At 69.5% G+C, this 13,140-nt stretch carries 11 protein-coding genes and 1 pseudogene; all 12 read left to right on the plus strand.

Annotated features, from left to right (window positions below; all coding sequences use genetic code 11):
• Positions 1 to 616 precede the first annotated feature (616 nt).
• Positions 617 to 1,552 (plus strand): hypothetical protein, encoded by a 936-nt coding sequence (locus tag WMF33_RS16315; protein WP_437337999.1) that lies wholly within the window; start codon positions 617 to 619, stop codon positions 1,550 to 1,552.
• Positions 1,553 to 1,638: 86 nt separating this feature from the next.
• Positions 1,639 to 1,845, plus strand: a complete 207-nt coding sequence (locus tag WMF33_RS16320) for a hypothetical protein (RefSeq protein WP_437338000.1) — start codon at positions 1,639 to 1,641, stop codon at positions 1,843 to 1,845.
• A gap of 769 nt (positions 1,846 to 2,614) precedes the next feature.
• Complete coding sequence (locus WMF33_RS16325) at positions 2,615 to 2,929, plus strand: RNA recognition motif domain-containing protein (RefSeq protein ID WP_437338001.1); 315 nt, start codon at positions 2,615 to 2,617, stop codon at positions 2,927 to 2,929.
• 307 nt (positions 2,930 to 3,236) lie between these two features.
• Positions 3,237 to 3,419 (plus strand): hypothetical protein, encoded by a 183-nt coding sequence (locus WMF33_RS16330; RefSeq protein ID WP_061628774.1) that lies wholly within the window; start codon positions 3,237 to 3,239, stop codon positions 3,417 to 3,419.
• A 214-nt stretch (positions 3,420 to 3,633) separates the two neighbouring features.
• The gene (locus WMF33_RS16335; RefSeq protein WP_437338002.1) at positions 3,634 to 4,806 is read left to right on the plus strand and encodes a DTW domain-containing protein; all 1,173 of its coding nucleotides are present in this window, start codon (positions 3,634 to 3,636) and stop codon (positions 4,804 to 4,806) included.
• 555 nt (positions 4,807 to 5,361) lie between these two features.
• Positions 5,362 to 5,611: pseudogene (locus tag WMF33_RS16340) on the plus strand (deoxyhypusine synthase family protein); the annotation flags it as partial.
• Positions 5,612 to 5,655: 44 nt separating this feature from the next.
• Positions 5,656 to 6,699: an NAD-dependent epimerase/dehydratase family protein gene (locus tag WMF33_RS16345; protein WP_437338003.1), complete on the plus strand. Its 1,044-nt coding sequence runs from the start codon at positions 5,656 to 5,658 to the stop codon at positions 6,697 to 6,699.
• Positions 6,700 to 6,732: 33 nt separating this feature from the next.
• Positions 6,733 to 7,059 (plus strand): hypothetical protein, encoded by a 327-nt coding sequence (locus tag WMF33_RS16350; protein ID WP_437338004.1) that lies wholly within the window; start codon positions 6,733 to 6,735, stop codon positions 7,057 to 7,059.
• Between the two features lie 72 nt (positions 7,060 to 7,131).
• A complete protein-coding gene (locus WMF33_RS16355; RefSeq protein WP_437338005.1) occupies positions 7,132 to 7,260 on the plus strand; it encodes a hypothetical protein in 129 nt (42 codons plus the stop codon).
• Entirely contained in the window at positions 7,257 to 9,143 is a 1,887-nt protein-coding gene (locus WMF33_RS16360; protein ID WP_437338006.1) for an FAD-binding oxidoreductase, read from the plus strand. Before WMF33_RS16355 ends, WMF33_RS16360 begins: the two co-directional genes overlap by 4 nt.
• Positions 9,091 to 10,209 carry an MbnH family di-heme enzyme gene (locus tag WMF33_RS16365; RefSeq protein ID WP_437338007.1) on the plus strand — a complete coding sequence of 373 codons (1,119 nt, stop codon included), beginning with the start codon at positions 9,091 to 9,093 and terminating at the stop codon, positions 10,207 to 10,209. The genes WMF33_RS16360 and WMF33_RS16365 overlap by 53 nt, the downstream gene beginning before the upstream one ends.
• A 349-nt stretch (positions 10,210 to 10,558) precedes the next feature.
• Positions 10,559 to 12,913 (plus strand): pyridoxal-dependent decarboxylase, encoded by a 2,355-nt coding sequence (locus WMF33_RS16370; protein ID WP_437338008.1) that lies wholly within the window; start codon positions 10,559 to 10,561, stop codon positions 12,911 to 12,913.
• Positions 12,914 to 13,140 lie beyond the last annotated feature (227 nt).

Here is a 13,140-nt window from a genome sequence, read left to right on the forward strand (position 1 = left end):
GCGCGGACGCTATCACGTTCACGCGCCGCGCAGGATATGCCCTTCGAGATCGATGTGCAGACAGCAGCGCCGCGACGACTTGGCCCAGCGACCGCGAAGGCGTGCAAACCAGCCAGACAGCGCGCAAGTATTCGGAATTACACGGTTCGTATCCCACTGCGTCGGGCGCTGATCCGCCGGAGAGGCGAGTGCCACAACATGAGCGATATCATGCAGTTGCGCGCGGTCTGGCCGTTCTGGTCTCCTCGGGGGCGCTTTCGCGGTTGGGGAGCGACGCCGGTGAGCGGTGAGAGCGGTGCCGCGGCGCGGCCGCATGTTCGTACCGGGGGCGGGGGTGCTCCAGGAGGCCGCCGCCGTCCAGAGCTCGTCTCTGGCGCTTCTACGGGGCCGTCCTGCGCCCGAGCGCGTCCTCGGCGCCTCTAAGCCATCCCCGAGCTCGCTGGAGCCGCTCGACGCGCTGGTCCTCGCGGGGACGCCCCCGCGGCCGGAGGCGCGCGCTCCCGCGAGAAAAATCCCCTCCGCCGGCCGGCCTCGACCAGAGCGGGACGACGGGCGCTCCTCCTGGTCCATGGTCCCGCGGAGGGCCCCGGGCCGGAGAACTCGCTAAGATATCGGCATGCGTCCGCTTGTCTTGTCCCTCGCCGCCCTCGCTCTCCTGCTCCCGGCCGCCGCGCCGGCGCTCGCCGAGGAGACCGTCAAGGAAGAGGATTGGGCGAAGGCCCGTGGCTTCCGCCTCGGCGTGGAGGCGGACGTGCTCGTCAGCACGATCGAGGCGAACCTCCCGCGCCGCGAGGCGGCGAGCGCCGGCGGGGCGAGCGCCGGCGGGGAGGCGAGCTCCTTCGCGGCGTCGTTCGCGGCGGCCGCCCAGATCCCGCTCTTCGCGGGGCTCCACCTCGACGCCGAGCTGCCGTTCGCGTACGGGAGCAGCCAGGCGAGGCCGCCCGACGCGGCGGTCGGCGACGCGGCGACCGTCGCGCCGGAGCTCGAGGGGTTCTTCTTCGGCAACCCCTCGATAGGGCTCCACTACGTCGCGAGCGTCTTCCCCACGCTGATGGTCATCGGCGGGCTCTCGGCCTCCATCCCGATCACGCAGGACCCGTCCGACGACACGGCGGCGGCCGCGGCGGCGGCGCTGGCCGTGCGCGGGTACTTCGACGCGCAGCGGACGCTCCTGGAGCACGTCCCGCTGCGCGCCCGCGGCGGCGTCGAGCTGCGCCCGATCGAGGCGTTCTACGTGCGGAGCGATCTCGTGGCGATGTTCGCCATCCCCACCGATGACGGGGAGACGGAGGTCTTCATCGAGCACGCCACCGAGGCGGAGCTGCGCAGCCTGGGCGGGTTCGGGGTCGGCGCGCGGCTCCAGGCCGCGTTCCCGCTCACGCGGACCGACAAGGTGGCGCTCGCGGCCGAGCCGTTCGTCGGGGTGGAGCCGCCCACGTCGGGCCTGTACTTCCGGGCCGGCCTGCTCGTGGCGCTGGACGAGCCGCTCGGGTTCGGCCTGGAGCAGGGCAAGCTCGCGACGGTCCGCGTCGCGCTGGGCGGCAAATTCTGAGTCGGCCGTGGCGCTGGCCACGAGAGCCACGGGTCGCGGCGACCTCCGACAGCCAGAGCAGACGGGCTCAGAGTCATCGCGAGAGCATGAAATTGACCCCCTATGTATTGGCGGCGTGGAGGAAGTGCGCGGACGAGCATCAACGATGCCGGTTCGTCGGTACGCATACCGTGGCATACGGCGCGGGCGATCAGTGGTTTTATCGGACCGCGACCAATGGCATCGACTGTAACAACGACACCTTCGGCGATCCCGCCTTTGGCATTTTCAAGGCCTGCTACATAACGGACTGAGAGCGCGGCGCAGCTTTATCGCATGCCCTCGTGCCGGCAGGCACGTTTGATGATGCGGCCTTCCTGAACACCAAGCACATCAAGATTTGTCATGTTTTTGCGCGCACACGCCGCGAGTGGAGTGACCTCACCTCGGAGGTGGAGGTCTATGAACGGCACTTCCGGCCCCGGTAGCGCAAGATGGCGGCCGCTGCCGGTCGTGGGCTGTTGTGGGGGGGACGACGTTTCGACTTCCGTGGAGGGGCCGAAGCCCGCGCGACGAGCACGACTCCATCGGAGAGCCCGAGGAGCTGGGCGGTCGTGCCCGCGCGGTCGGCATCGGCCACCGACCTCGCCGCTGCTCCCGTTTGCCAGCGGCGTCACCGTGACGTTGGGTACAAGGGAGTACTTCTGGAGCCCGGCCACGGCGGCGGGCTCATCACCGGCGGATCGGCGCCGCCCTCTGCAAGGGCCGCCCGCGCCTGTGCCCTGACTCCTCGCAGATCGCCCGGGACACGCCGCGCATGGAAGAATCCTGCACGGTACCCCTTGCGCATCACGCCGTGCCGGAGTACCCTGCCTTCCTCACGACGTCACTGGCCCTCGACACGATGCTTTTTCTCCCTCCGTACGAGGGAGGCGTTGCTCGCGCGGATGACTGGACGACGCACCGTGTGCCTGCGCGGGATTCGCCGCGCGGCACGTCACCGTTCGATCCGCAACGGCTTCATCGAATGGCAGGCGAATGAGCGCTCACGAGCGCAGCTGCAGGCCGTGAAAGCAATGTGTCATGGGTAATCGTCTTTACGTCGGCAATCTCTCGTACAACACCACGCGCGAGTCTCTCGAGAGCGCGTTCTCCGGCACCGGCGAGGTCCGCGAGATCTCGATGCCGACCGATCGCGAGACCGGCCAGATGCGCGGGTTCGCGTTCGTCACGATGGGCTCGGCCCAGGATGCGAACAGCGCGATCTCGCAGCTCAACGGCTTGATGCTCGACGGGCGCGCGCTCAAGGTCAACGAGGCGCAGGAGCGCCCGGCCGGCGGCGGCGGCGGCGGGCGCGGCGGCTTCGGCGGTGGCGGCGGCGGCCGCGGTCGTTACTGATCGCGCTGCTCGAACCGTCGAAATAGGGCGGCGGACCCCGAAGGTCCGCCGCTTTTTTTGCCACCGCGTGAGCCTGCGCACGAGCCAGTCGAGCTCGAGCGGACTACCGAGCGCGCCGGAGATGGCCTCTCCGCGTGCTCGTCTCGTCGAACGTGCCAGAGAAACCAGGCTGCTCGTGTAACGTGTGGGCACACGCTCCGGCTCGACCGCGACCACATGTCGGTCCGTCCGGGCGTGCGCCGGCAGATCTCACCGAGAAGCCTATTCCAGGGCGCCCGATCAGAGGCGTCCTGAACCTGGAGTCATCATGCAACGACAGACCGCGTTGAAGCGCCAGAAAGAGCGCGCCCGTATCGAGAAGCAGCGCGAGAAGACGGCGAACCGCCTCGAGCGCCGCAATGACAAGGGATCGAGCGGCGGTCTGGCGCCGGGTGAAGATCCGGATATCGCCGGCATCGTCCCAGGGCCGCAGCCGCCCGCCGTCGATTGAGCCCGGTCACCGCGCCGCGCCCCGCCGCTCCGCGCGGCGCAGGTCGCGAGCCGATGCCCTGCCGGGATAGACCTTCCTGACGGCTCACGCCCTGCTCCTCGAGGGGGCTCGGCCTCGCCAAGGCGCGCAGACGCCGACATTTCGTTCTCGTCGTGGCGCCCTTGGCGGTTCACTTCTCGGTCGATCGACCCGGCCGGTGTTCTAGGGTGCCCCCATGCGCGACGTCTGCTGGCGCTGCCGGCGCCCCCGTCCGGTCTGCTACTGCGCGCTCCTGCCCTCCTTGCCGACGAGGACCCGGGTCGTGCTCCTCCAGCACCCGCGCGAGCGGCGCGTGGGCATCGGCACGGCGCGCATGACCCACCTCTCGCTGCCCAACTCCGAGCTGCACGAAGGCGTCGTCTTCGAGGACGACCCCAGGATCGCCGCCCTCGCCGCCGATCCGACGACGGCCGTGCTCTATCCCGGGGGCGACGCGCGTCCGGCGGACGGGGCGCCGGTGCGCTCGCTCATCGTCGTCGACGGCACGTGGTGGCAGTCGAGGAAGATGCTCGCGCTGAACCCCCGCCTCGCCGCGGTGCGCCGCATCGGCGTCACGCCCCGGGCGCCGGGCAACTACCGTATCCGCAGGGAGCCGCGGCCCGAGTGCCTCGCCACGGTCGAGGCGGTGGCCAGCGCGCTCGGCGCGCTCGAGGGCGAGCCCGCGCGCTTCGACGCGATGCTGCGGGCCTTCGCGTTCATGGTCGACCGGCAGATCGAGCACCAGGCGCGGAGTACGGCCCCGCGGAAGCGGCGCGCCGAGGCGCCCCCGCCGCTCGCGCCGCTGCGCCCCTACCTCGCGGATCCGGCGAGGGTGGTGGTCGTCGACGGCGGCGCCAACGCCGGTTGGCCGGCCGCCGACGGCGCGGTCGAGCCCAGGTCCGAGCTCGTCCACCTCGTGGCCTGCCGCGCGTCGGGCGAGCGCTTCGAGGCGTTCCTCCGGCCGCGGCGCCCGCTGGGCCCGAGCGTCGCGCACCAGCTCGAGGTGCCCGAGGCCCGCCTGCGCGACGGCGAGGACGCGGGCGCCGCCCTGGCCCGGTTCCGCGCCTTCGTCGGCGACGGCGTGCTGGGCACCTGGGGCGTCTTCACCGTGGACCTGCTCGCGCAGGAGGGCCTCCAGCGCCCGCCTTTCGTCGACCTGCGCGACCTCTGCATGCGGCACCTGCGGCGGCGGTCCGGCGGCATCGCCAACGGGGCGCGGGCGCTCCAGGCCGGGGAGCCGGGGCCGCGCGGCGCCGGCCGGTGCGGGCGCACGGTGGGGTGGCTCGAGGTCGTGCTCGCGCGGCTGCTCGCCCTCGCGGGGGAGGACACGGCAAAAGGCAGCGAGAAGCGCCCTGCGGGAGGCGACTGACGGTCTCCGTGGCCGGGCGTCTGGACGAGGGCCGGTCATCGAGAACAGCTCCGAGCTCCCCTACGTATGGAGAGAACGATTCCCTTCATCGCGTCTGACCGGTCGCGCTCTAGAACCTTGCGTCGGCGCATGTCGCCCCTGGTCATGGAACTGTGTGGCACGATGACATCGGATGGAACGCGTATCGCCGAACGCGTGCCCGTGTCCTATGAACGCGAGGCAGATGTCCATGATCCGGCCATCCGCGATCGCGGCGGAAGCTCCGGACGTCCCGGAGGCGTTCCGAGCGGCCGGAGGACCGGACCTCACGCGATCGCGCCGTTCAGGGCGGCGCACGCCTCACGCACGGCTCGCGGTCATCGAGACGGCTTGACACGATCCGGACGATTCGTGCTACGGTCCCTCCCGAAGCCACCCGACGCTGCGATGGCGGCCCGGCCTGCGCCGGTCCGTAGCGCGTCCCTGGTGGCCTGCGCGACCTGAGGCCACCGGGACGACTCAGTGGTCGCCGAGGTTCGGCGAAACATGGCTGGAACGACGTGGGCGTCCACGACGCTCTTCGCGTCCTACGTGAGGCGGGGCGAGTGCAGCGCGAGCATCGTGAAGTCGGGCATCGAGTACATGGCCGCGCTGTACGATCAGCACCGCGCGCTCAGCGCAGGCGCGGGGTTCTTCCAGATCGGCGGGGGCATCGCGGGGGAGTTCCCCCATCTGCGTGGTGCCGTCGCTCAAGCACGATCTCGGCGAGCCGGCCCGGCCCTGGGCCTACTTCTGCCAGATCTCCGACTCGACGACGTCCTACGGTGAGCGTCGGCGGCTCTCTTTCCCCTGAAGCGAGGTTGCAAGACGATGAGCAAGAAGAAGGTCCTGATCACGGGCGGCGCGGGCTTCCTCGGGATCAATCTGGTGCGGCACCTGCTCGAGCGCGGCTATGACGTCACGTCGCTCGATCTCCTGGACTTCGACTACCCCGAGCGGTCGCGCATCCGCGAGGTGCGCGGGGACATCCGCGACGCAGCGGTCGTCGATGCCGCGATGAAGGGGCAGGACTTCGTCGTGCACACGGCGGCGGCGCTGCCCCTGTACACGCCGGAGGAGATCTACACGACCGACGTGATCGGCACGCGCGTGGTCATGAGCGCCGCGCGCCGCCACGGCGTCGAGCGCGCCGTGCACATCTCCTCCACGGCCGTGTACGGCATCCCCGACCACCACCCGCTCAGCGAGGACGACCGGCTCGACGGCGTGGGCCCGTACGGGCAGGCCAAGATCCAGGCCGAGCTCGTCTGCCTGGAGGAGCGCGGCCGGGGGCTCGTGGTGCCCATCATCCGGCCCAAGTCCTTCATCGGCCCGGAGCGGCTCGGGGTCTTCGCCCTGCTCTACGACTGGGCGCTCGACGGCAAGGGCTTCCCCATGATCGGCAACGGCAAGAACCGCTACCAGCTCCTCGACGTGGCCGATCTCTGCGAGGCCATCTACCTGTGCCTGACGAAGGATGCGTCGGCGGTCAACGACACCTTCAACATCGGCGCGAAGGAGTTCACCACCATGGGCGAGGACTACCAGGCGGTGCTCGACGCGGTGGGGAAGGGCAAGAAGATCGTGCCCTTCCCCGCGGCGCCGGCGGTGCTCGGCCTGCGCGCGCTCGAGGCGATGGGCCTGTCACCGCTCTACAAGTGGGTCTACGAGACGGCATCGAAGGACTCCTTCGTGTCGATCGAGAAGGCGGAGCGGGTGCTCGGCTTCGCGCCGAAGTACTCGAACAAGGACGCGCTGGTGCGCAACCTCGAGTGGTACCGGGCGCACCGGAGCGAGTTCGAGAGCCGCTCGGGCGTGACCCATCGCGTGCCCTGGAAGCAGGGCGCGATCGGCCTGTTGAAGGCGTTCTTCTGAGCCTGTTGGGGCCGGGAAAGCGGAGGTCCCGATATGGGTGCAGAGACCCTGGAGACGAGCGCCGGGCGAGTGATTCGCGAGGTCTGGCCTACGATCTCGCAGGATCTCGAGGCACGGCGATTGCGCGGAGAGGATTTGGCGGCCCTGGCTGTCGTCATTGCCGGCGACGGCGACGGACTCGACTCGATGATCGTCTCGCGCGAGGAGGCGGGCGAGTATGCCCTCCGCATGGGCGCCTTCCGCGTCGCCGGTAAGCTGGCGCGACGGGCACCGTCCAACCAGTGCTGGGTCGTCGTGATCGTCGGCGGTGAGGTGTGGGGCGGCCTCGTCTCGATGGAGGCGGGCCGGCTCGCAAACTGAGCGCCGCACCTGGCCCGCCGGAGTTCGTCGGTGGGAATGCATGGGTGGCACGTGTAGTTCGGAATGTGCTGCTTGACGGATAGGCATCGGACGCTGCGATGGCGGCGGGCGTCGGCTCGTCCGCCGTGGGTCGTCACCGCGCTGGCGATGTTCGACCTGGCCAGCGCGGAGGGGCACGAGGTCGTCGAGGTGACGATATGAATCAGGAGCGAGGGTTGCGGTCGCGCATCGAGCGCGCAGGAGCGAGCGTCGCGAGCCGGTTGGGCTGGGTCTCGCGGGGTGGTGGCGGCAGGACACCGGCGCCCGCCGCGCCGCTCGGTGACGAGGAGGAGGCGCTCGACGGCTGGGGATTCAAGGATACACGCTTCGTCGTGAAGCCGGACGGCCACGTGACGCTCACGGGACGCCGCTACAACATCAGCGGGCTCGATCTACCGAAGTTGCTGCCGTGGCTGTCGGGCATTCTTCAGGCTCCGCTCGCCCACGACAACCGCAACGTGCCCCGCTATCCGCCCGCGGTCCCCGCCGCGCGGCGCGACGAGGCGCTGCTCGAGGCGCTCCGCGGCTTCCTCCGCGACGATCAGGTGAGCGACGAGCCGCTGGTCCGGCTGCGGCATGGCCACGGCCACACCGGGGCCGAGATCTGGGCGATTCGCTACGGTCGGCTCCCCCGCGTACCCGATCTCGTCGTTTTCCCCGAGGCCCACGCCGAGGTGGAGCGGCTCGTCGAGGTGGCGCACGCGCGCGGGGCCTGCCTCATCCCCTTCGGCGGCGGCACCAACGTCACCGACGCGCTGCGCTTGCCCGTCGACGAAGCGCGCGTCGTCGTGGCGCTGGACATGCGCCGTATGAACAAGCTGCGCTGGGTGGACGCGGTGAACCGCACGGCGTGCATCGAGGCGGGCGCCACGGGCCGGCATATCGCCGCCGAGCTGGCCAAGCACGGGCTGACGCTCGGACACGAGCCCGACAGCGCGGAGTTCTCGACGCTCGGCGGGTGGATCGCCACGAACGCCAGCGGGATGAAGAAGAACCGCTACGGCAATATCGAGGACATCGTGCTCGACGTCACGGCGGTGACGACGCGGGGCGTGATTGAACGCCCCGCCGTGGGCCCGCGTGAGAGCGTCGGCGTCAACCCGAAGACCTTCCTGTTCGGGAGCGAGGGTAACATCGGCGTCATCACCAGCGCGGTGGTCAAGGTATGGCCCCTGCCCGAGGTGAAGCGCTACGCAAGCGTGATCTTCCCGGACCTCGAGCACGGCTTCCAGTTCCTCTACGACCTGCAACAGAGCGGCGCCGTTCCTGCGAGCGTGCGCGTGATGGACAACACCCAGTTCCATTTCGGACAGGCGCTGAAGCCGGCCTCGAAGGGCCTCGCCGCGAGGCTCAAGAGCCGAGCAGAGGCGCTCGTGGTGACGCGGATCAAGGGCTTCGATCCGTACAAGATGTGCGTGGCGACGGTGGTCTTCGAAGGCACGGCCGCGGAGGTCGCCTTTCAGGAGCGAACGCTCCGGGCCATCGCGGCGCGCCATGTCGGCCTCCAGGGAGGCGCCGCCAACGGGGAGCGCGGCTACCAGCTCACGTTCGGCATCGCGTACATCCGCGATCTGGCGTTCGAGCACTGGGCCATCGCGGAGAGCTTCGAGACGAGCGTGCCATGGTCGCGCGCGCTCGAGCTCTACGAGCGGGTCAAACGCCGCGTGGAGCTCGAGCACGAGCGCCGCAGGCTACCCGGACGGCCCTTCTTCACCGGTCGGCTCACGCAGATCTACTCGACGGGCGTCGCGATGTACTTCTACCTCGGTTTCTACGCGAAGGGCGTCGCCGATCCCGTCGCGGAGTATGCCGCCCTCGAGCATGCGGCGCGCGAGGAGATCCTCGCCTCCGGCGGCACGCTCTCGCACCACCACGGCGTGGGGAAGATCCGGCAGGGCTTCCTCGACGAGGTGTACTCCGAGGGCGCGCGGACGGCCATCCGCGAGGTCAAGCGCGCGCTCGATCCGGACAACCTCTTCGGCGCGTCGAACCATGGCGTGCGCGGCGCCGTCGCGCTCGCCGGCGAGACGGAGCAGGCGCCGTGACCGGGCATATGCTCGACTTGCTCGAGCGCGAGGCGCGCGTGCTGCCTGGCCATCAGCGCTGGGTGGACCCGGACTGCGGGCTCAAGGCCGCGACAAGGTCGCGTTCCTGTTCTTCGACCAGCGCCTCTCGGGCAACGGGACCATGGCATGCGCCTCGTGCCACGAGCGCGACAGGGGGCTTGCCGACGGCAAGGTGACCCCGACCGGCTCGACGGGGGACGCGATTCCGCGCAACGCGATGGGGCTGGCCAACGTCGCCTATTTCCCGCTGCTCACGTGGGGCAACCCCACGCTGTCGTCGCTCGAGGAGCAGGCGCTCGTCCCGATGTTCGGCGAGAGGCCGGTCGAGCTCGGGATCACCGGTGCCGAGGAGGTCGTCCTCGGCCGGCTCCGCGGCGACGATGCCTACAAGGCCGCGTTCGCCGCCGCGTTCCCCGGCGAGAGCGAGCCGATCACGCTCGACACGGTCGTGAAGGCGATCGCGACGTTCGAGAGGACGCTCATCTCCGGCCGCTCCGCGTACGATCGTTATAGCTACGGCGGAGAATCGGACGCGATGTCCGAGGCCGCGTTGCGCGGCATGGACCTCTTCTTCTCCGAGCGGCTCGAGTGCTATCACTGCCACAGCGGGATCAACTTCACGACCGCCTTCCGGAGCGCCGAAACGAAGCAGGAGGAGATGGATTTCCACAATACCGGCCTCTACGACCTCGGCCTGGACGGGGGCTATCCGCCCGGCGGAGAAGGGCTGTTCGAGTTCACCGGCGACCCGGCGGACAAGGGGAAATTCCGCTTCCCTTCGCTGCGCAACGTGGAGCTGACGGCGCCCTACATGCACGACGGGAGCGTGGCCACCCTGGAGGAGGTCGTCGACCACTACGCCGCAGGAGGCAGGATCATCGACGAGGGGCCGTTCGCAGGCGTGGGCAGCAAGAACCCGAACAAGAGCTCGCTCATCAGGGGGTTCACCATCACGCCAGAGGAGAAGGCGGATGTCGTGGCCTTCATGAAGAGCTTGACCGATCCGGCGTTCGCGGCCGTGGTGGACGGCGCGCAGGCGCCGTAGTCCGTCGAGCGCGAGCCCGTCGCGAGCGCGCGGCCGCGGGGCTGCGCGTCGCGCGTCGAACAGAGCGCATGAGGCGGACCTTCCTTGAGGGCCCCCAGCTCAAGGGCGGTGCCAGCCGTGCTCGCCGGGATGGTGATCATCTCGCTCCTCGGCGGCCCGAGGTAAGCCGATGTAGCCCGTGCCGCAGTTCACGCCGCGTCCTCACCGGCTCCGGGCGGATCGCGCCGGCTTGACCGTGGCCAACGTGACCCTGTACCGTCCGGCCACCCTCGTTGCGAGATTCCCTCGAGACGACGAGCTGAGGAGCGAAAGCACCATGAGCGGGCGGGCGTCGAACGACAAATCCAGGATGAAACAAGCCTTCCAATTCGGCGACGGCCCGTTCCTCAAAGGGGCCGGGACCAGGGCGCCGGAGGCGTGGTTTCTGGGCCCGAAGGCCGAGAACGCCGACGAGCTCGAGAGGCTCATCGTCGAGGCCATCCGGGATCACTCGTTCTGGCGACGGAACTTCCACCCTCAGGATCCCACCCACATCACCGAGCAGTCCAAGCGACACCCGGCCTACCTCCACGCGATGGACTCGCTGAAGGACAACTTCCGGTCGCTCATGTCGTTCCTCAAGAAGTCGGTGCCCTTCTTCAGCGATCGGTACCAGGGGCACATGAACTGGGACACCTCGATCCCCAGCGTGCTCGGCTACTTCGCCGCGATGCTCTACAACCCCAACAACGTCGCGTTCGAAGGGTCCACGGCGACCACGATCCTGGAGATGATCGTGGGCGACGATCTCTGCCGGATGCTCGGCTATGCGCTGCCGGACGAGGGCGCCGACGACAAGGCCGTTCGACCGTGGGGGCACATCACCTGCGGCGGCACGGTCGCGAACATCGAGGCGATCTGGTCCGCCAGGAACTTGAAGTTCTACCCGCTGTCGCTCCGGGACGCGCTGAAGTCCGAGCCGAGCCTCTCGGCGGCGCGTGAGCTCGTCGTGACCACGTGCGACGGCAGGCGCGCGCTGCTCGGCGCGCTCGACGCCTGGTCGCTCCTGAACCTCAAGGTGGACGAGATCCTCGCGCTGCCCGCGCGCCTCACGCAGGAGTACGGCATCTCGAGCGACACGATCACGGCCGCGATGGCGGGCCACTCCCTCCAGCACCTCGGCATCCAGGAGCTCTACCGGCGATGCGGGGCGGACCTGCCGTGCTCGCCCGTGTTCCTCGTCCCCGCCACGAAGCATTACTCATTCCCCAAGGCCGCGGCGGTGCTCGGCATCGGCTCGGCGAACGTGCTCGACATCCCCGTGGACTGCGACGCGCGGATGAGCCTCTCCGCGCTGGAGGCGACGCTGAAGCGCTGCCTCGACGAGCGGCGGCCGGTCTACACCGTGGTGAGCGTCGTCGGGAGCACGGAGGAGAGCGCGGTCGATCCGCTGAAGGGGATCCTCGAGCTGCGCCAGCGATTCCAGAAGGAGGGGCTCTCGTTCGCGGTCCACGCGGACGCCGCTTGGGGCGGCTATTTCGCCTCGATCCTCCGCCCCGACGAGGGGCCGCGCGCGAAGGACGCGCCCTCCGGACCCGCGGCCGAGATCGGGATGAGCAGGTACGTGACGGCGCAGCTCTCGGCGCTCGGCCGGGCGGATTCGATCACGGTGGACCCGCACAAGTCGGGCTATGTCCCTTACCCGGCCGGGGCGCTCTGCTACCGGAACTCGGCGATGCGCGACATGGTGACGTTCAAGGCCCCGTACATCGTCCACGGGGACGCGGAGCCGACCGTGGGCATCTACGGGCTCGAAGGGTCGAAGCCGGGCGCCGCGGTGGCGGCGGTCTACCTGAGCCACAAGGTCATCCGACCCACCCGGAGCGGGTACGGGCAGCTCCACCGGAAGGCCCTGTTCAACTGCAAGAGGTTCTACGCGCGGCTCCTCTGCCTGGCTCGCCCGGACGACCGGTTCATCCTCGTCCCGGTCCCGCGGCTCCCGGCGGAGATCGGGGGCGGCGACGCGGAGAGCGAGCTGCAGTTCATCCGCGAGCGGATTGACCGGCCGAGCCTCGAGGAGCTCCTGGCCGACCCCGAGGCGATGGCGCTGCTGCCGGAGCTCGGCCCCGACCAGAACATCCTCACCTACGCGGTCAACTTCAAGCACCCCGACGGTTCGATCAACACGAGCCTCGACATGATGAACCGCTTGAATAAGGCGATCTATGATCTCCTGAGCATCGCCCCCGGGGACGACATCTATCATTATCGGATGATCGTGAGCACGACCGACTTCAGCGAGGAGCATTACGGCAAGGTCTTCATCGAGGACTACAAGCGGCGCCTCGGGGTCTCGGCGTCGCCGGGGGCGACGGTGACGGTGCTGAGATCCACGATGATGGCGCCCTGGCTCCTGGAGTCTCCCGACGGGAGCATCCTGGACGTGCTCGAGATCGAGCTCCGCGACGCGATCTTCAAGGCGATGATGCGCGACTCGATGCTCCAGGTCTTCGAGGAGATCGACACGAATCGGGACGGCACCCTGGACGTCGCCGAGATCATGGCGAAGTTCCGCGAGAAGGGCTTTCAAGACGGCGATATCGACGAGTTCTTGCAGGTCTGCGACGTCGACAAGAACGGCAGCGTGTCGGTGAGCGAGTTCCTCGGGGCGTTCTCGCACTTCCTGGTGAAGGCGAAGCTCTCCGGGAGAGACGCGAAGGCGTAGCCAGGTGAAGGGGACGCTCGCCGCCTGGAGGGAGGCCGAGCCGGGAGCTCGCGGCGCCGCCGTGCCGCGGGGCCGGCGTCGCGCCGAGCGCCGCGAACGCTGTTGCGGCGCAGGGCGCGGCGTGAGATGCTCCGTCCGTGGCATTCATCCGGCTGCGCTGAGCTCGGCATCCTCGTCTCCCCCGTAACCCCGGCACGGCCGGGTCGACGTGGCGAGCGCGCGGGTGC

Origin of the sequence: Sorangium sp. So ce394 (genome assembly GCF_051474665.1) — a bacterium.
Taxonomy (GTDB): domain Bacteria; phylum Myxococcota_A; class Polyangia; order Polyangiales; family Polyangiaceae; genus Sorangium; species Sorangium cellulosum_D.